The sequence below is a fragment of the Catellatospora aurea genome, assembly GCF_042663325.1.
Classification (GTDB): Bacteria; Actinomycetota; Actinomycetes; order Mycobacteriales; family Micromonosporaceae; genus Catellatospora; species Catellatospora aurea.
The window spans coordinates 77,367-99,447 of the sequence record NZ_JBHTAC010000012.1 but is presented as its reverse complement, the minus strand read 5'-3'; the positions used below and the strand labels follow the sequence as shown (position 1 = coordinate 99,447).

Here is a 22,081-nt window from a genome sequence, read left to right as displayed (position 1 = left end):
CCCGTGACCAACACGTCCGCCTTCCCGGAGATCCCCGGACTCACGGATCTGTCGCTGCTCGCCGTCGGTGGGTACGCGACGATCTTCCGGGCTGTGCAGGGATCGGTCGGGCGCGAGGTCGCCGTCAAGGTGGAGAACCGCACCATCGACAGCGACCGGGACCGTTCGCGTTTCCTGCGCGAGGCGCGCGCCGCGGGCAAGATGTCCGGTCACCCGCACGTGGCGGACCTGTTCGACGCCGGGGTGACCGCGGACAACCACCCCTACCTGATCATGGAGCTGTACGCGGGCTCGTACCAGGACCGGATGCCGCTGCGCCCGCACGAGGTGCGCGACCTCGGGGTGAAGATCGCCGACGCGCTGGCCGACGCGCACGAGCGCGGCGTGGTGCACCGCGACGTGAAGCCCGCGAACATCCTGATCAGCCACTTCGGCGAGCCCGCACTGGCCGACTTCGGGCTGGCCATCCTCGCCGAGATACGCGACCCCGACATCACCCTCGACGTGATGACCCCGGCGTACGCGCCGCCCGAGGCGTTCCGCCGCGCCGAGCCCGCCCCACCCGGCGACGTGTACGCGCTCTGCGCCACCCTGTACGCCCTGCTGCGCGGCGCCCCGCCGCGCTGGGAACGCGACCACCCGCCCGGCCTGCTCACCCTGATCGAGATGTTCGCCCAGCCGGTGCCGGACCTGCCCGAGGTGCCCGCCGCGCTGTGCGCGATCCTGCGCCAGGGCATGGACAACGACCCCGCCACCCGGCCCACCGCGCGGGCGCTGGAAGAGCTGCTGGCCTCGGTCGATCTCGACGGCCCCGCGCAGGAGGACCAGTCGACGGTGGACGTCTCGAACGTCGCCGGACCCGAGATCCCGGCCCAGCGCCAGGGCTTCTTCGGCAACCTCATCGACAAACTGTTCCAGTGATCGGCGCGGTGAGGTAAGGCACGACGCGCCGTCGGGTGCGTGTCGCCCTCCTTGAACCACTCGTTGCTCTGGTGTCAACAAGCGGTGGAGCACCGAGGAGCAGGTTCACCATGGCGACTCTCGACACCGCGCTGGACCCCCGCGCGCCCTCCTTCCTGGAAAACCGAAGCACCGCCCAGGCGGCTCTGCGTGCGCTGGAACAGGCGCACGGGCAGGCCCGCGACGGCGGCGGCGAGAAGGAGGTGACCAGGCACCACGCCCGCGGCAAGCTGCTGCCCCGCGAGCGCATCGAGCTGCTGGTGGACTCCGACACGGCGCTGCTGGAACTGGCCGCGACCGCGGGCCGCGAGGCCGGCGAACCGATGGGCGCGGGGCTGGTCACCGCGCTCGGAGTGGTCGACGGCATCGAATGCATGCTGGTCGCCAACGACCCGACCGTGTACGTCGGCGGACCGGCCCAGGCGGGCCGGGCCAAGTTCGCCCGTGCGGTGGAACTGGCCGACCGGCACCTGCTGCCGCTCGTGCTACTGCTGGAGTCGACGCCGGAGGAGCAGGGCCGGGCCGCGGTGCCCGATCCCTGCTTCGCGCGGCTCGGGCGGATGGCCGCCCCGGTGCTCTGCGCCGTCTTCGGCCCGCTCGACGCCTGGCTCGCCCCGCTGCCCGACCTGGCCGACCACGCCATCACGGTGCGCGGGCGCGCAGACGCGGCCCGGATGGACATGGTCGCCGAGGACGAGCGCGACGCGCTGCGCATGCTGCGCCAGACGGTGCGCCGCCTGGTCACCTTCCAGCGGGGGCCGCTGACCGGAGCGGTCGAGCCGCCGCGGTACGACGTGGAGGAGCTGCTCGCCGTGGCCAGCGCCGACCCGGCCGCGGTGACCGAACCGCGCGAGGTGCTGGCCCGCGTGCTCGACGGCTCCGACCTGGACGAGTTCCGCCCCCAGCGGGGCGGCGCGCTGCTGGCCGGGTTCGGTGCGGTGCACGGCCACCCGGTGGCGGTGCTCGCGGCGACCGGCCCCGTGATCGACCCGGACAGCGCCGACAAGGGCGTGGAACTGGCCCGGCTGGCCGGCAAGGCGGGCGTGCCCGTGCTCGTGCTGGCCAACCCGGCCGGGCACACCCAGCCCGACAGCTCCGCGCTGCTGCTGCGGGCGCTGGCCCAGGCCGACCGGATCACCCTGGTGCTGGGCACGTCCCCCGGGTCGTGGGCGCTGGCCGGACCCGGCTTCCGGTTCCGCTGGCCGGTGGACGACCAGTCCGCCGAGCCGTACGACGGTGTGATCGACCCGCGCGACACCCGGACCGTGCTGGGCATCTGCCTATCGGTGAGCGCCGCGCCGGCCCGGCCGGGCAACGCGCCAGAGCGTGAGGTGGCGTCATGATCCGCAGACTGCTGGTGGCCAACCGGGGCGAGATCGCCCGTCGCATCTTCGCGACCTGCCGCGCCGTCGGGGTGGAGACCGTCGCGGTCTACTCCATCGCCGACACCGACTCCCCGTACGTCGCCGAGGCCGACTACGCCGTGCAGCTGCCCGGTTCCGCGCCGAGCGCGACGTATCTGCGCGGCGATCTGATCCTGGCGGCGGCCCGCAAGACCGGAGCGGATGCGATCCACCCCGGCTACGGCTTCCTCGCCGAGAACGCCGACTTCGCCGCGATGGTCGTCGACGCCGGGCTGACCTGGGTCGGCCCGCCCTCGAAGATCATCTCGGTGATGGCCTCCAAGGTCGACGCGAAGGCGCTGCTGGCCGAGGCCGAGGTGCCGGTGCTGCCCAGCTGGACCGACCCGTCCGAGGTGGACGAGTACCCGGTGCTGGTCAAGGCGGCCATCGGCGGCGGCGGGCGCGGCATGCGCATCGTGCGCGACGCCGACTCGCTGGCCGAGGCCGTCTCCTCCGCCCGCCGCGAGGCGTTCGGCGCGTTCGGCGACTCGGCCGTGTTCTGCGAGCGCTACGTCGAGCAGGCCCGGCACATCGAGGTGCAGATCGTCGCCGACCAGCACGGCAACATCGTGACCCTGGGCGAGCGCGAGTGCTCCATCCAGCGCCGGCACCAGAAGATCATCGAGGAGGCGCCGTCCCCGGCCGTCTCCCCGGAACTGCGCGAGAACCTGTGCGCCGCCGCCGTCCTGGTCGCCGAGGCCATCGGCTACGTCGGCATCGGGACCGTCGAGTTCCTGCTCAGCCCCGACGGGGAGTTCTACTTCCTGGAGATGAACACCCGGCTGCAGGTCGAACACCCGGTCACCGAGTGCGTCACCGGCTTCGACCTGGTCCGGCTGCAGATGTACCTGGCCGAGGGCGGGCAGCTGCCGTTCCAGTCCGCCCCGCCGATGCGCGGGCACTCGATCGAGGTCCGGCTGTGCGCCGAGGACCCGGCCAGCAACTGGCTGCCCGCCACCGGGCAGGTGCACCGGCTGGAGGTGCCCGAGGTCTCGGCCAACTTCCGGCCCATGCTCCAGCCCGGCATCCGGGTCGACTCCGGGGTCGAGCCCGGCACCGTCGTCGGCGTGCACTACGACTCGCTGCTGGCCAAGCTCGTCGCCTGGGCGCCCACCCGGTACGAGGCCGCCCGCATGTTGGCCGGCACGCTGGCCCGTACCCGCATCCACGGCCTGGTCACCAACCGCGACCTGCTGGTCCGGGTGCTGCGGCACCCGGCGTTCCTGACCGGCCAGATCGACACCGGCCTGCTCGACCGGCAGCCCGAGGTGTTCGCGCCGCTGCTGTCCTCGGTGGAGGCCGTCCGGCTCAGCTGCCTCGCCGCCGCGCTCTCGGCCGCCGCCCGGCGGCGGGCGCAGGCCCCGGTGCAGCGCGGCATCCCGTCCGGCTGGCGCAACGTGCCCACCGGCGCGCAGACCGTGGTGTACGACGGGCCCGCCGGCCCGGTCGAGGTCGGCTACCGCCTCGACGGCACCGGCGCGCTGGCCCAGTGGTGGGTCCGCGCCGTCGACCCCGAGGAACTCGACCTCGCCGGGCTGGGCCAGGTCGGCCCCGTCGACGACCACCCGCCCGTGGCGGTCGTCTCGGCCGACCCGGACCAGGTCGTGCTCGACGTCGCCGGCATCCGGCTCGCCCTGCACGTGCACGAGGTCGGCGAGACCGCGTACGTCGACAGCGCCGAAGGCTCGCTGGCCCTGCGCCGCCTGCCCCGCTTTCCGGAGCCCGTCCAGGAGCTGGAGGAGGGCTCGCTGACCGCCCCGCTGCCCGGCGCGGTCGGCCGCGTCCTGGTCGCCCCCGGCCAGCGCGTAGGCGCCGGCGACCTCCTGCTCACCCTGGAGGCGATGAAACTGGAGCACCCTGTGCACGCCCCCGCCGACGGCGTGGTCGCCGCGGTCACCGTCCGCCCCGGCGTCCTCGTCGACACCGGCGCCCTCCTCGCCGTCCTCACCCCCGCCTGAGGCAAAGGAAGGGCACCTTCACAACGCTCCGCGTTGTAGAAGGTGCCCTTCTTAACACCCCAACACGCTGACCAGCACCGACGCCCGCCGCCCAGAGCCATCCCCGGCCACCCGCCGCCGCTATCCGGGCCGTCGGCAGTTTCAGGGAAACTGCGCTTATCCACCGCTCGATTGCTGCAGTTTCCCTGAAACTGCGGGGTGGGCCGGGGCGGTGGTGCAGGTGGGCGAGGTCGGGCGAGGGTCCGTGGGAGCGCGGAAAAGGACGTCTCCCGGTGGGCTGGATGGGGCCCGGTTCGGGAGACGTCCTTTTCGGTGGTGCCGGGCCAGCGCGGGTCTTCGGTCAGCGAAAGGGAGTCGCGCTGGTTGCCGGCCTGCCGGCGGGGTGAGGCGGGTGCAGTGTTTCGCCGGTTCCGGTCCGCGGGTGACTTCTCAAGTCGTCGTGGGCCGTACCCGCCGGCAGGCCGGACGGTTACCGGTTGGCGGACGCGCCGCCGACGCTCCAGGCGGCCGCGTCACCGAGCACGCCGACGGCCACGCCGCTGACGTTGATCGGGATCTGGATCGGCGCGTACACCTGGGTGCCGTTCAGGATGCCGTGGTTGCCGGCGCTGATCATCTTGACGTCGTCACCGTGCCGGTGCTTGCCCTGGTGGTGGTTGTGGTCGTGACCGTGGTCCGGGCAGGGCTGCGGGCGGGGCTTCGGCCGCGGCTTCGGGTGGTGGTTGTGGCCACCGCCGTTGCCACCGCAGCCACTGTTGCAGGTCGTGCCGTTGCCACCGCCGTTGCCGCCGGTGCTGGTGTTGTGCTCGGCGGCGTCGCTCTCGGTGTCGAAGCGGCCCATCGTGCCGACCCCGTCCAGAGCGTCGATGTCGATCGCGTCGGCGTTGCGCGCGATACCCTGGTTGCCCAGCAGGCCGCCGACCACGGGCAGGCCGCCCTTGGTCAGGTTGCCGACCAGCGGCAGGCCGCCGTTGCCGAGGCTGCCGACGAGCGGGAGACCGCCGTCGGTGAGGTTGCCGACCAGCGGCAGGCCGCTGCCGCCCAGGTTGCCGGCGAGCGGCAGGCCGCCGTTGGCCAGGCCGCCCACCAGCGGCAGGCCGCCCAGCAGGTCACCCGACTCGGTCGACTCGCGGTCGCCGTAACCGCCGTGGTCGTCGCAGCGGCTGTCGCACTGGTGCTTCTTCTTGTGGTGGTCGCCGTCGGCGTCGGCGCTCGCGCCGCCCTTGCACTTCGCGGCGGCGTTGCCGAGCACGCCCGCGGCCACGCCGCACACGTTGATCGGGGCCTGGATCGGCGCGAAGATCTGCGTGCCGTTCAGGATGCCGGTGTTGTTGGTGCTGATCAGGCGGGCGTCGTACACGCCGTCGAGCTCGGCGGCGCTGCCACCCACGCAGCCGGCGACCGCGTCGCCGCCCACGCTCGCGGCGATACCGCAGAGGTTGATCGGGGCCTGGATCGGCGCGAAGACCTGCGTGCCGTTCAGGATGCCGGTGTTGCCCGCACTGAAAACGGTGGTGTCGGCGTACGCGGCGGCGGAGCCGCCGGTGGCCATGACCGCGCCGGCAGTCAGCGCGCCGGCCTTCAGTGAGCGTCGAACCCACGTGTTCATAGTGGTAGGGACCTCTTTCGATCGTCGGAGACATCCGACCGACCGATCGAGGCGGTGCAAGAGGTGTCCGATACACCCAGGCACAGGCGAAAGGTCACCGCACGATCGGTCACTGTGGACACGTCTAGCCGCGCTCAATTTGCGAGGTTCGCGACCACTCGGACCAACGAAGTCCCACTGGGGCTGACATGTCGGCGACAATTTCCCGACACTTTGACCAGCCAATATGTACAGGTATGTCCGAATTTAGGCCGGATCACAGGGTTTCTCGGACCACCTGTCGCAACACCTAACGACGCAGACCCTCATCCGTCGCTCGGCCCGCCCACCCTGACCGAACGTATGACCTCGCCAGCCGGCCTGTCGCCGGGCCCACGACCTCAAGCCCGTCCGTCGCCACGCCCGGGACCCCTGCGCCGCCCGCCCGCTCGCCGCGGCCGGGACGCCAGCCCGCTGTCCGGTGCGGCCGATCGCCGCAAGGTCATCCGACTTTGCCCAGCAGGTGTGCGTATCTTGAGCGCGCATTCGCCCATGTGCCAGGCAAGTCGGGCGATCATGGGGGCGTGAGGGCGCGACGTGGGGCGGGTGGGTGGGAAACGAGCGCGCCCACCGTCGCGCGCCGGGCAGGCGCGGGAGGTGGGCGCGTCGGTGACGCGGAAGGTCAGACGCGGGCGCGGCGGGCCAGGCGCTCCGGGTCGAGGATGATGACGCTCTTGCCGTCCAGCCGGAGCCAGCCGCGGGAGGCGAAGTCGGCCAGGGCCTTGTTCACCGTCTCGCGCGAGGCGCCGACGAGCTGCGCCAGCTCCTCCTGGGTGAGGTCGTGAGTCACCCGGAGCACACCGCCGTCGCGGGTGCCGAAGCGGCCCGCCATCTGCAGCAGGTTCTTGGCGACGCGGCCGGGCACGTCGGTGAAGATCAGGTCGGCCAGCGCGTCGTTGGTCCGGCGCAGGCGGCGGGCGAGCACCCGCAGCAGCTGCTCGGCGATCTCGGGCCGGTTGTTCAGCCACGGGCGCAGGGCCTGCTTGCGCAGCCGCGCGAGGCGCACGTCGGTCACCGCGGTGGCGGTGGCGGTGCGCGGCCCGGGGTCGAACAGGGACAGCTCGCCGAGCATGTCCGACGGCCCCATCACGGAGACCAGGTTCTGCCGGCCGTCGGCGGCGCGTCGGCCCAACTTGATCTTGCCGGAGAGTACGATATAGAGGCTGTCTCCAGGCTCACCCTCGTTGAACACGATCTCGCCCTTGCGGATCTCGATCGTTTCCATCTCACGAGCAAGTGCCTCGGCGGCCTCCGGGTCGACACCCTGGAAGATCCCGCTCCGAGCCAGCACCTCGTCCATCGCCTACCTCCATCGACGCGGATCGTGGGCATACCGTGGATTAACTCGTCGCTACACGTACGCCGCGCGAGGTCAGTCTAGGCGCACGCAGGTGGCAACCGGACGCCAACCCCCGTAATCCTGCGACCTCGGCCGGTGCCGGTCGTGGCACCGGGCGGGTAGAGTGCCCGGCGATGTCCACACACCCCCTGAGCCGCCCCGATACCCCCGCACCGTCCGCGCAAACGCCGCCCCGTTCCACCATGGACCGGGTGTTCGGATCGCTTCGCGCACGCCCGGGGGTCTCCGCCGCGGGCGCGATCGTGCTCCTTGTCACAGTCGTCGGTCTCGGCTTCTCCGCCCTGACCTCGCCGGCCGACGCGGTCTCGGCGCAGTGGCACGCACCCGAGGGCGCCGCCGTCACGCCGACGGAGGCACCGGTCGAGCCCACCGCTGATCCGGCGGCCAACGCCATCAGTATGTCCGCGACCGGCGACATCATCATGGGCGACGCGCCGCAGGATCTTCCGCCGAACGGCGGCAAGGGCTACTTCGACAAGATCAAGCCGTTGCTGCCGGCGGACCTGGTGATGGGCAACCTGGAGCAGCCGATCACGGACGAGACAGGCACCGGCAAGTGCCCGGCGCCCAAGCCGGGCGAGCCCGTCAACTGCCACCAGTTCCGGGTGCCGCCGTCCTACGCCAAGCACCTCGTGGACGCCGGGTTCGACCTGCTGAACACGGCCAACAACCACAGCCGTGACTTCGGCTCGGCCGGCTTCACCAACACGCAGCGGGCGCTGGACGCCGCCGGGCTCAAGCACACCGGGGCCACCAATCAGATCACCGTCGTCGACGTCAAAGGCGTGAAGGTCGCGGTGCTGGGCTTCTCGTCGTACGCGGGGAACAACAGCCTACTCAACCTGACCTCCGCCAAGAAGGTCGTGGCGAAGGCGGCCGAGCAGGCCGATCTGGTCGTGGTGCAGGTGCACATGGGCGCCGAGGGCGCGGACAAGAGCCACGTCCGACCGGGCACCGAGAACTTCCTCGGCGAGAACCGGGGCAATCCGCACGCGTTCTCCCGAGCCGTGATCGACGCGGGCGCCGACCTGATCGTCGGGCACGGGCCGCACGTGGTTCGTGGCATGGAGTTCTACAAGGGCCGGCTGATCGCGTACAGCCTGGGCAACTTCGCCGGCGGCGGCCAGCTGCGCAGCGAGGGCCGACTGGGCTGGGGCGGCGTGCTGAAGGTGACCCTGAACCCGGACGGCAGCTTCGTCTCCGGGCAGTTCCACTCGACGATCTTCAGCGGCGCGCACGGCATCCCGGTGCCCGACACCAAGGACCGCGCGCTCGGCCTGGTCACTCAGATGACCAAGGAAGACTTCGGCAAGAGCGGCGCGGTGCTGAGCGCGGACGGGGCGATCGCCGCACCCGCGACGTAGGCTCTCTGCCGTGGTTACGGTGACGGGCGAGACCGACCTGGCGCGCAAGCGCCGGGTCCGGCGGATGGCGCGCGAACTCGCCGTCATCCATCCGGACGCGCACTGCGAGCTGGACTTCACCAATCCGCTGGAGCTGGCCGTCGCCACCATCCTGTCGGCGCAGACCACCGACGTACGGGTCAACCTGACCACCCCGGCCCTGTTCGCGAAGTACCGCACCGCGGCCGACTACGCCGGGGCGGACCGGGCCGAGCTGGAGGAGATGCTCCGCCCGACCGGCTTCTTCCGGAACAAGGCGGCCTCCCTGATGGGGCTCGGCCAGCAGCTCGTGGACCGGTTCGGCGGCGAGGTGCCGCGCAAGCTGGCCGACCTGGTGACGCTGCCCGGCATCGGCCGCAAGACGGCCAACGTGGTTCTCGGCAACGCGTTCGGTGTCCCGGGCATCACCGTGGACACCCACTTCCAGCGGCTGGTGAACCGCTGGGCGTGGACCGAGGAGACGGATCCCGTCAAGATCGAGCACGCGGTCGGCGCCCTGGTCGAGAAGCGCGACTGGACGATGCTGTCGCACCGGGTGATCTTCCACGGCCGCCGGGTGTGCCACGCCCGCAAACCCGCCTGCGGTGCCTGCCCCCTGGCCCGCATGTGCCCGTCGTACGGCATCGGCCCGGTCGATCCCGCCGAGGCGGTCAAGCTGCTCAAGGGTCCCCGTACCGCGGAGATCGCCGCCCTCGCCGGTGTCGGCGCATGACCCCGCACGCCCGCGCCGCTCGGCACCCGGGTCCTCGGCTGGCCGCACTTTCCGGGAAACTGCGCCTATCGACCTTCCGTGAGCCGCACTTTCCCCGAAAGAGCGTGCTGACGGCCGCTGCGGCGATGCTGCTGCTGGCGGGGTGTACCGGACCTGGTGGGGCCGGGCCGGACGAGGCCGTTCCGCAGCCGTTCGCGGCCTGCAGCCCGTTCACCGGAGGCGCGAGCGCCCAGCCGACGTCGCCGCCGCGCACGGACCCGTCGTCCGCCGCCCCCGCCTCGCCGCCTGCGACAGCCCCGTCGTCCTCGGCCGTCCAGGGCGCGGTGGTGCCGACGACCGGCCCCGAAGGTCCGATCGCCACCTTGCCGACCAGCGCCGCGGCGAAGCCGAGCGGCGTGCCCGCCACCGGCCCCGCCCGGCGAAACGCCCGGACGATCACACTGCCCGACCTGGCTCTGGAATGCATGGCCGGCGGCGCGCCCGTGCGTCTGTCCGCCCTGCGTGGACCCCTCGTGATCAACCTGTGGGCGTCCTGGTGCACGCCGTGCCGCCAGGAGCTGCCCGCATTCCAGCGGCTGGCCGACAGCGGCCGAGTGCCGGTGCTCGGCGTCGTCACCGAGGACTCCCGCGAGGCCGCGGCCTGGCTCGCCGACGAGCTGAAGGTGAGCCTGCCGAGCGTGTACGACCGCTCCGGCGCGCTCAAGGCCGCCGCCGGGGAGATGGCCTTGCCGCTCACCCTGTTCGTGACCGCCGACGGCCGCGCGATCGTCTACCGCGACGTCGCCCTGACCGATCAGACCCTGACCCAACTGATCGAGCAGCACTTCGGCCGCACGTGAACATGCTGCGCGGAGACGGAATGGGCGGGTCCGGTGAGCGGTTCCGCAGGGTTGAGGGCGCCGCAGACGACAGCAGCGAGGAGAACGCATGACCGAGGTGGTCACCGGGCAGGTGCCGGCGTGGTTCGAGCCGCTGCTGACCCGGGTGCGTGCCGCGCGTGCCGTGGACTTCACCCGCATCCCGACGCCCGACGAGGGCGGTCGGCCCGCCGCCGTGCTCATCCTGCTGGCCGAGGGCGAGCAGGGTCCGGATGTGCTGATCATGCAGCGCAGCGCGACCCTGCGTAATCACGCGGGTCAGCCGGCCTTTCCCGGCGGCGCCGTGGAGCCCGAGGACGCCGACCTGACCGCGACCGCGCTGCGCGAGGCGAACGAGGAGGTCGGGCTCGACCCGGCCAGCGTGACTGTGCTGGCGCAGCTGCCCACGCTGTGGATTCCGGTGACGGATTTCCTGGTCACTCCCGTACTCGCCTGGTGGCACGCGCCGCACCCGGTCGGCGCGCACGATCCGCGCGAGGTGGCGCACGTGGCCCGGCTGCCGCTGGCCGAACTCGCCGATCCGGCCCACCGGCTGCGGGTGCGCCACTCCAGCGGGTGGATCGGCCCGGCGTTCCAGGCGCGCGGCATGCTCGTCTGGGGGTTCACCGCCGGGGTGCTGTCGACGCTGCTCGAACTCGGCGGCTGGGCGCGACCCTGGCCCACCGACCGCATCGAGGCCCTGCCCACCCCGCCCGCCACGCTTAGTGGCACCGCCGATGTCCCTTCCGTAGGCTGAACCGATGTCGGTCGTCGACGGTGTCCTGATCCTGCTGCTGCTGCTCTTCGGTGTGAGCGGTTACCGGCAGGGCTTCGTGGTGGGCGTGCTCTCGTTCATCGGGTTCTTCGGGGGCGCCCTGATCGGCCTCCAGCTCGGCCCGCTGCTGGCCGGGCTGCTCACCGACCCGGTGCTGAAACTTGTGGTGTCGCTCATCGCGGTGTTCGGCCTGGCCGTGCTGGGCCAGTCGCTGGCCGGCTGGGGCGGTGGCAAGCTCCGGCGAGCCATCACCAACCGGGCCGGGCAGACCGTCGACGATCTGGGCGGCGCGGTGGTCTCGGTGCTCGCCGTGTCACTGGTGGCCTGGCTGGTCGCGGTGCCGCTGAGCGACGCCGCGCAGCCCTGGCTGGCCAAGGCGGTGCGCAACAGCAGCCTGCTGGCGGCCATCGACTCGGTGATGCCGGGCGAGGCGAAGACGCTGACCGAGGCGCTGCGCGACACGGTCGACACGAACGGCTTCCCCGAGGTGTTCGGCGATCTGGTGCCGACCCAGGTCAAGGAGGTGCCCGCGCCGGATCCGAAGCTGGCCGGGTCGCAGGTCGTGCTGAACGCGAAGAAGTCCGTGGTGAAGGTGCTCGGCAGCGCGCCGAGCTGCAGCCGCCGCATCGAGGGCTCGGGTTTCGTGTTCGCCGACGAGCACGTGATGACCAACGCGCACGTGGTGGCGGGCACGAAGTCGATCCGGATCGAGCTGAACGGGGCCCGGCTGTCCGGCAAGGTCGTCGTGTACGACCCGGAGCGCGACCTCGCCGTGATCCACGTGCCGTCGCTGAACGCCCCGGTGATGCGCTTCGCGAACTCGCCCGCCAAGTCCGGCGCGGACGCGATCGTGCTGGGCTTCCCGCTGGACGGGCCGTACAACGCGCAGTCCGCCCGGGTGCGCGACGTCGGCGACATCACCGGCCCGGACATCTACGAGGACGGCACCGTCACCCGCGAGGTGTACACCATCCGGGGTCTGGTGCGCAGCGGCAACTCGGGCGGCCCGCTGGTCGCGAAGGACGGCACCGTGCTCGGCGTGATCTTCGCGGCGGCCGCCGACGACCCGAACGTCGGCTACGCGGTCACCGCCGAGGAGGCGTCGACGATCGCGCTGATGGGCCGCAACCGTACGGGCGAGGTCGGCACCGGCAAGTGCGCCTGAGCCTCAGCGGCCGTCGGGCAGCCGGTTCGATCTGAGGTCGGCGCGGCGCAGCGCGGTGATCGCGCCGCCCGCGAGGGCGACGACTCCGACCAGCGCGAGGTTCAGCCCGCCGCGCTCGCGACGGGGCAGCGCCTCTGCGGCGGCGGACGGCGACGTGCCCGGTGAGGGAGTCTCGTCGGCCTGGGCCGGCGCGGTGCCGAAGCCCGCCTTGCCCGGCGGCGGCGCGTTGTCCAGCGAGTTCGTCCGGACCGGAGCCACCTCGGCGGTGAGCGCGGCGACCGGGTCCACCAGGCCGAAGCCGAAGCTGTCGTCGCGGCCGGCCGGCCCGAGGTCCTGCGCGGTCTTGATCAGGCGCTGCACCACCTCGGCGGCAGGCATGTCCGGCCAGCGGGAGCGCACCAGCGCGGCGGTCGCGGAGACCAGCGGCGCGGCGAAACTGGTGCCCTGCACCTTCCAGTAGCCGCCGGGCCGCGCGCCGACCAGGTCGGTGCCGGGTGCGGACAGCACGGCCTCCGCGCCGGTGAGCGAGCCCTGCCAGAGCCGGTGCTGGTCGCCGGGGGCGATCGCGGTGACGGCGAGCACGCCCGGCTCCCGGGCCGGATACCAGATCTCGGTGGGGCCGCCGGTGCTCACGTTGCCGACGCAGGCGACCACGACGACGTCCTTGTCGAACGCGTAGTCGATGGCCTCGGCCAGCGCGTCGCTGGCGGCGCCGCCGCCCAGGGACAGGTTGATCACGTCCGCGCCGTGGTCGACGGCCCACCGCACGCCCTCGGCGACGACCCGGGCGTCGTCGTATTTGTTGCCCTCGTCGAGCACGCGCACCGGCAGGATCTTCGCCTTCGGCGCGAGGCCCACGACCCCGCGGCCGTCGTCGGCGCGGCCCGCGATCAGCGCGGCGACGGTGGTGCCGTGGCCGACCGGGTCGTCCCGGCCGTCGCCGGAGCTGTCCACCAGGTCCAGTCCGGTGAGCACCTGTCCGGTCAGGTCGGGATGCTCACCGACGCCGGAGTCGACCACCGCGACGGTGGTGTTCGCGCCGTCGGACAGCTGCCAGGCGCGCGTGGCGCGCAGCGTGCTCAGCTGCCACTGATCGTCCGCGGTGCCGGCGCGGGACGCCCGCTGCTCCGCGGCGGCGGCCCGCACCTGCGCGACGTCGGGCGCGGGCGCTTCCTGCGGCGTGGTCGCGGCGATGCTGCCCAGGGCCGCCAGGGCCAGTGCCCCCACGACACGTAGCAGCGCCGTCGCATCTCTCCGCGGCACGGCGCTGACCAGTCGGGGCGTCCGGAATCTGGGCACAGTTCCGCCATTCTCACACGGGTTTCCGCGCGGAGAAAGAATTGCCGCCCGTCTTGCTGGTGCCGAGTCCGGTCAGGCCGCCCAGCCCTGGATCATTCCGTAGAGGCCGAGCACCCAGGCCGCGACCGGCACCACCGACACGACGACCAGCAGATCGAACAGGTCCGCGGCGCGGCCTACGTACGGCGAGGGGGCCTTGCGGGACCAGGTCTGCCCCGCCAGCACGATGATCATGGCCAGCACCACGGCGCCGACCGCGAAGAACGCGCGGCCGCTGCCGTCGGACAGCCACACGGCCGCGCCCAGCAGCAGCAGGTGGCCGAACAGGCCCGCGGCGACCAGCGGCACCCGCTGGCGCACCGTCACGAACAGGCGCGAGCGCAGCAGCAGCGCGGTCGCGCACACCGCGACGAGCACCCGGCCCGCGGTGCCACCGGAGGTGACCAGGATCAGGCCGGCCGCCGCCATCAGCACGGCGTACCCGATCAGCATGCCGGTGAGCAGCTCCTCCGAGCGGGCCACGGCGGCGAAGACGCGGGACCGGTCGGGCAGGTCCGTGGCCGCGCCGCGGGCCGCGGGGACCGTCGCGAAGGCGTTCTCGCCGTCGGCCGGACGGGGCGGGGTCACCGAAGGCACCGGCACCTTGCCGAACCGGATGGCCAGCACCGGCACCAGGCCGATACCGCAGACCAGGGCGCTGACCAGGACGGCGGCCGCCCCGGCCGCGCCGAGCCCGGCCAGCAGGGCGGTCAGCGCGCCGAGCAGGCCGGCCGTGCCGCCCGCGGTGAACACGCGCAGCCCGTGGCCCACACCCGCCGCGCCGAGCATCGCGAACAACAGCACCGCCACGCAGCCCACCAGCAGCTGTGCCTCGCCGAGCCAGGACGGCAGCCCGGGGGCTCCCGCGCCGTCCGCTCCGCCGAGCACCAACGCGCCACCGGCGAAGGCGTACGGCAGCGCGAAGCCCGCCAGGGCGCTGCCGGTGACGCCGTCCCCGTAGGCCCGGGACGCCAGCACACCGCCGACCAGCAGCAGCACCGCCACGGTCAGCGCGAGGTAACCGCCCGGCGTCCACTGCGGACCACCGTGCACCAGTGCCAGCACGCCCGCGACCAGCAGCACACCCGCGCCGACCAGGGTCGCCATGCGCGTCGCCGCGGGGCTCCACACTGTGCCGCGGCGGCGCGCTCCCTCGGCGATCGCCTCGACGACGTCGTCGTACTCCAGTTCCGGCCACTGCTCCTGAGCCGGCACCAGGTGCAGGATCTCACCGTCGCGGACCGACTGCTGCTGCAGCGACATGGTCTCGGTCAGCGGGCTGCCGTCGGGGCGGCGCAGCACCCAGCCGCCGTGCTGCTCGCCGTCGTCGGCGAGGCCGACCCCGGCGTGGCGCAGCAGATCCGGCAGCAGATCCACGACGGTCACCTGCTCAGGCAGCGCCACATCGACGCGGCGCTGCGGCGTGTGCAGCGTGATCCGGGCGAGGCCGGTGGGGGATGCGGTCGTGGCGGCGGGGTAGCTCACCCGGTACGTCTACCACGTTCGGCGGTGATGCGTCATCCCGCGCCGTTCCCGCGCACGGGCGCGCGAACGTGCCATGGCCTAGCATGGCGGGCGTCGTGCGGGCACGCCATGACTCCGCCGGCCGTCTTGGGGAGGGCGTCGCAATGGGTACGGTCATCGTCAAGCGCGCACCAAGGCGTCCCGCGCCCGAGATTCCGGTCGGGGAACTCGTCATCGACGCGCCACCGGAGATTCCGCAGGCCGCGGGAGGGCGTTGGCAGCAGGCCATGATGATCCTGCCGATGCTGGGCAGCGGCCTGGGCATGGCGATGATGGTCGGCCGCGGCAACGGGGACAAGATGTCCTATCTGGCCGGTGGCATGATGGGCGTGTCCAGCCTCGGCATGATCGCCGCGAGCCTGATGAACGGCGCGGGCCAGCCGAAGAAGGCCGAGATGATGGCGGCCCGCCGGGAATACCTGCGCCACCTGGCCGGGCTGCGCCGCCGCGCCCGCCAGGCCGTGCAGCAGCAGCGCACCGGCCTGTTCTACCGCCATCCCGACCCGCAGCGGCTCTGGTCCACCGTGGACAGCTTCCGGCTCTGGGAACGCCGCTCGCACGACCCCGATTTCGGCATCGTGCGCGTGGGCCTCGGTCCGCAGTCGCTGGCCACCCCGCTGCTGCCGCCGGAGACCCGCCCGCTGGAGGAGCTGGAGCCGATGACGGCCGGGGCGCTGCGGCGCTTCCTGGACGCGTACTCCGTGGTCCCCGACCTGCCGGTGGCGCTGTCCATGCGCGGCTTCGGCCGGGTGTTCCTGCGCGGCGACGGCGCGGCCCCGCGCAACGACGGTATGTACACCAGCAACACGGCCACCAGCGGTTTCGCCGGCGACCACCGCGACGGCGGCGACGTGCACGGGCTGACCCGGGCGATGCTCGCGCAGCTGGCCGTGTTCCACGCGCCCGACGACCTGATCATCGCGATCTGCGGCTCCTCCTACCGCCGCGAGGCGTGGGACTGGGCCAAGTGGCTGCCGCACCACCAGCACCCGAGCCGGGTGGACGCGTTGGGCCCGGCCCGGCTGTTCGCCACCTCCGCCCAGGAGATGGAGGGCATGCTGGCCGAGGTGCTGGCGGGCCGGCCCCGGTTCGGCGCGGGCGAGGGCGCGCCGCACGTGGTGGTCGTCCTCGACGGCGCGGACATGGCCGGGGCGGGGCAGCTCGCCGTGCCCGAGGGCCTGTCCGGCATGACGATTCTCGACCTGGACACCCCGCCGCCGCGCCTGCTGGAGCGCGGCATGCTCACCCTGGAGGTGCGCGGCCGGGAGCGGGCGCTGCACACCGTCACCGCGGCCTCGGTCGCCGAGGTGGGCATCGCCGACCGGCTCAGCGTCGTGGAGGCCGAGGCGCTGGCCCGCCGGCTGGCCCCGCTGCGCCTGTCCGCCACGACGATCACCAGCAGCAACGCGATGACGAGCGAGAAGGGCCTGGCCGACCTGCTCGGCATCCCCGACCCGGAGCGCTTCGACGTGGCGTACGGCTGGTCGCCGCGCGCGAGCCGCAACATGCTGCGGGTGCCGCTGGGCGTCGGCCCGGACGGCTCCCCGGTCGAGCTGGACATCAAGGAGTCCGCGCAGGACGGCATGGGCCCGCACGGCCTGCTCGTCGGCGCGACCGGTTCCGGCAAGTCGGAGCTGCTGCGCACCCTGGTGCTCGGCCTGGCCGCCACGCACTCGTCGGAGCAGCTCAACTTCGTGCTGGTCGACTTCAAGGGCGGCGCGACGTTCGCGTCGCTGGACCGGCTGCCGCACACCTCCGCGGTCATCACCAACCTGGAGGGCGAGAGCCACCTGGTCAACCGCATGGGCGACGCGATCACCGGCGAGGTGCTGCGCCGCCAGGAGCTGCTGCGGGCCGCGGGCAACTTCGCCAACCTCAAGGACTACGAGAAGGCCCGCGCGGGCGGCGCCGCGATCGCCCCGCTGGCGTCGCTGTTCATCGTCTGCGACGAGTTCTCCGAGCTGCTGACCGCGAACCCCGACTTCATCGACATCTTCGTGCAGATCGGCCGGGTCGGCCGCTCCATCGGCATCCACCTGCTGCTGGCCAGCCAGCGCCTGGAGGAGGGCCGGCTGCGCGGCCTGGACACGCACCTGTCGTACCGGATCGGTCTGCGCACCTTCTCCGCGATGGAGTCGCGGGCCGTGCTCGGCGTCGGCGACGCGTACGACCTGCCCAAGGCCCCCGGCCACGGTTACCTGAAGTTCGGCTCCGAGCCGCTGCAGCGGTTCAAGGGCGCGTACGTGTCCGGCTCCTTCAAGAAGGCGGGCGAGGGCAAGGCCGCGCGCCGGGTCGACGGCCGCGACATCGTCTACGACTTCAGCAACCACTTCGTGCCCGTGCCGCAGCGCCCGAAGGACGCCGAGCCCGAGGTCAACTGGGACGTCAAGCCGGGCGAGAGCCTGATGGACGTCATGATCGAGCGCATGGTCGGCCAGGGCCCGCCCGCCCACCAGGTCTGGCTGCCCCCGCTGGACGTCTCCGACCCGCTCGACCTCGCCTTCGGGCAGCTCGGCCTGGTCGAGGGCCGCGGCCTGACGGTCGCCAACCCCGATCTGCGCGGCGCGCTGCGGGTGCCGGTCGCCATCGTCGACAAGCCCGCCCAGCAGCTGCGCGACCTGCAGTGGCTGCGGCTGGCCGACGGCGCGGCCGGGCACGTCGCGATCGTCGGCGCGGGCCAGAGCGGCAAGTCCACGCTGCTGCGCACGCTGATCACCGGTCTGGCGCTGACGCACACGCCGCAGGAGGCGCAGATCTACTGCCTCGACTTCGGCGGCGGCTCGCTCGGCGCGCTGCGCGACCTGCCGCACGTCGGCGGCGTGGCGGGCCGGCAGGACGCGCTGATGGTCCGGCGCACCGTCAGCGAGGTCTCCCAGCTGCTCAACATGCGCGAGACCCGCTTCGCCGAACAGGGCATCGAGTCCATGGCCGCCTACCGGCGGCTGCGCGCGGCGGGGCGGTTCACCGACGACCCGTACGGCGACGTGTTCCTGGTCGTCGACGGCTGGAGCACGCTCAAGGAGAGCTACGAGGACCTGGACCCGGTCATCACCGACTTCGCGACCCGCGGTCTGGCCTACGGCGTGCACGTCGTGGCGACCTCGCTGCGCTGGCGCGACTTCCGGGCCAACATCCAGGACCAGTTCGGCAGCAAGATGGAGCTGCGGCTGGGCGACCCCGGCGACACCATCTGCCGGGTACGCAAGATCGCGCCCCAGGTGCCGCAGCGCCCCGGCTTCGGCCTCACCCCCGACGGCCTGTTCACCCTCGCGCTGCGCCCCGACGTGGACGCCCTCGGCCACCGCGACGACCTGATCCGGCACATCGCCAAGCACTGGGACGGCATGCCCGCGCCCCGGGTGCGCATGCTGCCCAGCGTGTACGCGTACGAGCGGATGAGCCTGGAGACCGGCGGGGAGTGGACGCTGCCCATCGGCATCGCCGACGACCTCACCCCGGCCGTCGTCGACTTCTACGCCGACGTGCACCTCACCGCGTTCGGCGAGAGCGAGAGCGGCAAGTCGACGCTGCTGCGCCAGATCGCCCGCACGATCACCCAGCGGTACACCCCCGACCAGGCCAAGATGATCATCATCGACCCGCGGCGCAGCCTGCTCGGGGCGGTGACCACCGAGCACCAGCTCGCGTACATCAGCAACCTGTCCCAGATCCGTGACTACGTCGAGGCGATCCGGGTCAAGATGGAGGAGCGGCGGCCGCCGGACGGCACCCGCCCGCAGGACATGCCGCTGCGGCCCTGGCTGGCCGGGCGCGGCGAGTTCTTCCTCATCATCGACGACTACGACGTGGTCGTCTCCGGCGGCGGCCACCCGATCGAGCCGCTGGCCGACTTCCTGTTCCAGGCCCGCGACGTCGGCCTGCACCTGATCGCGGCGGCCAACGCGAACTGGGGCGGCAACCGGTCCAGCTACGACGCCGCGCTGTCGCGCCTGGCCGCGGCCAACGCGCCCTACCTGATGCTCTCCGCCGAGAACATCGTCAGCGCGCCGTTCGGCAGCCGGATGAAGTACGACCGCATGCCGCCCGGCCGCGGTCGCCTCATCACCCGCCGCGGCTCGCGACTGGTCCAGCTCGCCGAGCTGCCCGCGTTCTAGCGGGTCCCGCGCAGACGAAGGGGCGCGGCCGGAGGAATCCTCCGCCGCGCCCCTTCGACATGTCCGGCCTCAGTGGCCGCCGTTCTCCTTGGCACGCTCATAGGAGCGCACGATCTCGGCCTCGGCCTCGGTGCGGCCGACCCAGGTCGCGCCCTCGACGCTCTTGCCGGGCTCCAGGTCCTTGTAGACCTCGAAGAAGTGCTGGATCTCCAGCCGGTCGAACTCGGCCACGTGATGGATGTCACGCAGGTGCTCCAGGCGCGGGTCGTCGGCCGGCACGCAGAGGACCTTGTCGTCGCCGCCCTTCTCGTCACGCATGCGGAACATGCCGATGGCGCGGCACTTGATCAGGCAGCCGGGGAAAGTCGGCTCCTGGACCAGCACCAGCGCGTCGAGCGGGTCGCCGTCCTCGCCGAGGGTGTTCTCGATGAACCCGTAGTCGGCGGGGTACTGGGTGGAGGTGAAGAGGGTGCGGTCCAGCCGGATCCGCCCGGTTTCGTGGTCGACCTCGTACTTGTTGCGCTGCCCCTTAGGGATCTCAACCGTGACGTCGAAATCCATTTCACACTCCCATTGGCCTGTAAGTTCGCCGACGTTGGCGAATTTTAGTTAGTCTCGCCTGGCTGGTTCGGGGCATCGGAGGAGGGCCGCTTTGGGGAGGCAAGGTTCACACTACGGTGCCGAACCCGCAGATGCCGCGGGTTCGCCGTCCGGCCCGCCGGGCGAGTGGGTGTGGAACGGGCAGGAGTGGGTGTGGCAGCTCCACACCGGTTATCCACAGGCCCCGGACCAGGGAAGCAGCGGGTATCCACCGGCTTATCCACAGAGCGCAAGCCCCCGACCGGGTGCTTATCCACAGGATGTGCACAGCTCTCCCCAGGACGGCCGGCCCTACGCCGGCCGTCCACAGGACACCGCACCCGCTAATCCACAGGCTTACGGCTCCGCGCGTCCACAGGTCTACGGCACCCCGCAGGGCCAGGTCGCGCCCGGCTACGGTTCGGCGCAGGTCCCGCAGGTCCCGCAGGTCCCGCAGGGCTCGGCCCCGCAGGCTCAGCCCGGCTACGGGTCCGCACAAGCCGGACCGGGCCAGTACGGCTCCGCCCAGGTCCCGCAGACTCAGTCGGGTTCCGGTCACGGGTCCGCCCAGGTTCCGCAGGGTCAGTACGGCTCGGCCCAGGCTCCGCAAGGTCAGCCAGGGGCTGGTTACGGTCCGGCGCAGGTTCCACAGAGCCAGTACGGCGCGGCTCAGGTTCCGCAAGCTCAAGCGGGGCCCGGTTACGGCTCGGCCCACGTTCCGCAGAGCCCGGGAGCCGCGTTCGGCGGAGGCGGGCCCACCCGTCCCGGCGAGTACGGCCGTCCCGCCGGGCAGGACGAGCCCGCGCCCACTGGGCCGAAGGGCGGCAAGCCCCGCAAGCGCCGCAAGGGCGTGCTCATCACGGTGCTGACCCTCGTGGTCGCGCTCGGCGCGGGGCTGGGCGGGGTCGCCGTGTTCAAGCCCGACCTGATGTCGGACCTGCTGGCCTCGCCCGACTGGGCGTCGCCCAGCGCGGCCCCGCCCGCGGAGCCCGCGGCCGCGCCGGTGCTGGCGGCCCTGGCCGACGCTCCACTGCCGGACGCCGCCGCGCTCAAGAAGGTGCTCGACCCGCTGGTGATCAGCTCGCCGCTGGGCAGCAACGTCAGCGCCTCGGTCGTCGACGTCACCACGGGCGAGGTGCTCTACGAGCGCGCCCCGACCGAGATGCTCACCCCGGCGTCGAACACGAAGCTGGTCACGGCGGCGGCGGTGCTCATGACGCGCGGCCCCGACTACCGCATCACCACCCGGGTGGTGGCCGGGCCGAACCCCGGCGAGGTCGTGCTGATCGGCGCGGGCGACGCCACGCTCGGCGTGACCGCCAAGAAGTTCTACGAGGGCGCGGCCCAGCTCGACGATCTCGCCGCGCAGGTCAAGAAGGCGATGGGGGACACCCCGATCACCAAGGTGATCACCGACGGCAGCCTGTTCACCGGGCCGAACGCCTCGCCGGACTGGCCGAGCGACACCCTCGGCGAGGGCAACGTCTCCCGGATCACCGCGGTGATGATCAACGGTGCGCGCACCGACATCAAGGACCGGGTGATGCCGTTCAACCGATACAACGACCCCGAGCGCGCCGCCGGTGACGCCTTCGCGAAGCTGCTCGGGCTGACCGGCAGCGCCAAGGGCAAGGCGCCCGCGACCACGACGGCCACCGGCTCGACGGCCCCGTCACCGCAGGCCAGTGCGGCCGCGGCCGGGCCGCCCGCGCCGGGCGCCGAACTGGGCTCGGTGCGTTCCGCGCCGCTGCTGCGCCAGGTCGAGCAGATGCTGACCGAGAGCGACAACACCCTGGCCGAGGCGCTGGCGCACCAGGTCGCGCTGGCCAAGGGGCAGCCCGGTTCGTTCGCCGGGGCGGCGGCCGCCGTCGAGCAGGTGGTGACCGAGCTCGGGCTCGACGCCACGCAGAGCGACCTGCTGGACGGCTCCGGCATGTCGCCCAAGAACAAGCTCTCGCCGAAGGTGCTGACCGCCCTGCTCGTCAAGGCCGCGGGCGGCACCGACTCGCACCTGTCCGACTTCTTCAACGGCCTGCCCGTGGCCGGCTGGTCGGGCACGATGACGCTGCGCTTCGCCAAGTCGAAGTCCGGATTCGGCGTGGTGCGGGCCAAGAGCGGCACGCTCAACGGCGTCAACTCGCTGTCCGGGGTCGTGCAGACGGCCGACGGGCGGCTGCTGGCGTTCGCGGTGCTCGCCGACAAGGTGCAGACGGACCGCGACACGGCGCAGAACGCCCTCGACAAGATCGCCGCCTCGATCGCGGTGTGCGGCTGCCGCTGAGGC

General features: G+C 72.5%; 14 protein-coding genes and 1 pseudogene. 10 read left to right on the top strand and 5 right to left on the bottom strand.

Annotation, left to right across the window (positions count from 1 at the left end; genetic code table 11):
- Positions 1-3: 3 nt before the first annotated feature.
- The 3 genes and pseudogenes from ACFQO7_RS14285 to ACFQO7_RS14275 form a co-directional block, all read left to right on the top strand.
- A pseudogene (locus ACFQO7_RS14285) lies at positions 4-920 on the top strand (serine/threonine-protein kinase); the annotation flags it as partial.
- Positions 921-1,031: 111 nt separating this feature from the next.
- Positions 1,032-2,303, top strand: a complete 1,272-nt coding sequence (locus tag ACFQO7_RS14280; RefSeq protein ID WP_376806795.1) for a carboxyl transferase domain-containing protein — start codon at positions 1,032-1,034, stop codon at positions 2,301-2,303.
- Positions 2,300-4,321, top strand: coding sequence for an acetyl/propionyl/methylcrotonyl-CoA carboxylase subunit alpha (locus ACFQO7_RS14275; protein WP_376806794.1), 2,022 nt, complete (start codon positions 2,300-2,302; stop codon positions 4,319-4,321). The genes ACFQO7_RS14280 and ACFQO7_RS14275 overlap by 4 nt, the downstream gene beginning before the upstream one ends.
- A 469-nt stretch (positions 4,322-4,790) precedes the next feature.
- Here the strand turns inward: ACFQO7_RS14275 and ACFQO7_RS14270 are convergent, their stop codons facing one another.
- Both ACFQO7_RS14270 and ACFQO7_RS14265 read right to left on the bottom strand, forming a co-directional pair.
- A complete protein-coding gene (locus ACFQO7_RS14270; RefSeq protein ID WP_376806793.1) occupies positions 4,791-5,930 on the bottom strand; it encodes a chaplin family protein in 1,140 nt (379 codons plus the stop codon).
- 661 nt (positions 5,931-6,591) lie between these two features.
- Positions 6,592-7,269 (bottom strand): Crp/Fnr family transcriptional regulator, encoded by a 678-nt coding sequence (locus ACFQO7_RS14265; RefSeq protein ID WP_120317442.1) that lies wholly within the window; start codon positions 7,267-7,269, stop codon positions 6,592-6,594.
- A gap of 242 nt (positions 7,270-7,511) precedes the next feature.
- Here ACFQO7_RS14265 and ACFQO7_RS14260 point away from each other — a divergent pair, with 242 nt between their 5' ends.
- The 5 genes from ACFQO7_RS14260 to ACFQO7_RS14240 all read left to right on the top strand — a co-directional run bounded on the left by ACFQO7_RS14260 (position 7,512) and on the right by ACFQO7_RS14240 (position 12,241).
- Positions 7,512-8,693 (top strand): CapA family protein, encoded by a 1,182-nt coding sequence (locus ACFQO7_RS14260; protein ID WP_376806859.1) that lies wholly within the window; start codon positions 7,512-7,514, stop codon positions 8,691-8,693.
- A 10-nt stretch (positions 8,694-8,703) separates the two neighbouring features.
- Complete coding sequence (gene nth, locus ACFQO7_RS14255; RefSeq protein WP_376806792.1) at positions 8,704-9,444, top strand: endonuclease III; 741 nt, start codon at positions 8,704-8,706, stop codon at positions 9,442-9,444.
- Between the two features lie 104 nt (positions 9,445-9,548).
- Complete coding sequence (locus tag ACFQO7_RS14250) at positions 9,549-10,283, top strand: TlpA family protein disulfide reductase (RefSeq protein WP_376806791.1); 735 nt, start codon at positions 9,549-9,551, stop codon at positions 10,281-10,283.
- 88 nt (positions 10,284-10,371) lie between these two features.
- Positions 10,372-11,058 (top strand): NUDIX hydrolase, encoded by a 687-nt coding sequence (locus ACFQO7_RS14245; RefSeq protein WP_360523918.1) that lies wholly within the window; start codon positions 10,372-10,374, stop codon positions 11,056-11,058.
- A gap of 4 nt (positions 11,059-11,062) precedes the next feature.
- Positions 11,063-12,241, top strand: a complete 1,179-nt coding sequence (locus ACFQO7_RS14240; RefSeq protein ID WP_360523921.1) for a MarP family serine protease — start codon at positions 11,063-11,065, stop codon at positions 12,239-12,241.
- 3 nt (positions 12,242-12,244) lie between these two features.
- Here ACFQO7_RS14240 and mycP read toward each other — a convergent pair whose 3' ends face one another.
- Both mycP and eccD read right to left on the bottom strand, forming a co-directional pair.
- On the bottom strand, positions 12,245-13,504 hold the full coding sequence (gene mycP / locus ACFQO7_RS14235; protein ID WP_376806790.1) for a type VII secretion-associated serine protease mycosin: 1,260 nt from the start codon (positions 13,502-13,504) through the stop codon (positions 12,245-12,247).
- A gap of 108 nt (positions 13,505-13,612) precedes the next feature.
- On the bottom strand, positions 13,613-15,064 hold the full coding sequence (gene eccD, locus ACFQO7_RS14230; RefSeq protein WP_376806789.1) for a type VII secretion integral membrane protein EccD: 1,452 nt from the start codon (positions 15,062-15,064) through the stop codon (positions 13,613-13,615).
- Positions 15,065-15,207: 143 nt separating this feature from the next.
- Here eccD and eccCa point away from each other — a divergent pair, with 143 nt between their 5' ends.
- Positions 15,208-19,218, top strand: coding sequence for a type VII secretion protein EccCa (gene eccCa / locus ACFQO7_RS14225; RefSeq protein ID WP_376806788.1), 4,011 nt, complete (start codon positions 15,208-15,210; stop codon positions 19,216-19,218).
- Positions 19,219-19,287: 69 nt separating this feature from the next.
- On the opposite strand, the gene ACFQO7_RS14220 is transcribed toward eccCa, so the two are convergent.
- The gene (locus ACFQO7_RS14220; protein ID WP_203698955.1) at positions 19,288-19,779 is read right to left on the bottom strand and encodes an inorganic diphosphatase; all 492 of its coding nucleotides are present in this window, start codon (positions 19,777-19,779) and stop codon (positions 19,288-19,290) included.
- Between the two features lie 301 nt (positions 19,780-20,080).
- On the opposite strand from ACFQO7_RS14220, the gene dacB reads away from it, so the two are divergent.
- Positions 20,081-22,078, top strand: coding sequence for a D-alanyl-D-alanine carboxypeptidase/D-alanyl-D-alanine endopeptidase (gene dacB, locus ACFQO7_RS14215; protein WP_376806787.1), 1,998 nt, complete (start codon positions 20,081-20,083; stop codon positions 22,076-22,078).
- Positions 22,079-22,081 lie beyond the last annotated feature (3 nt).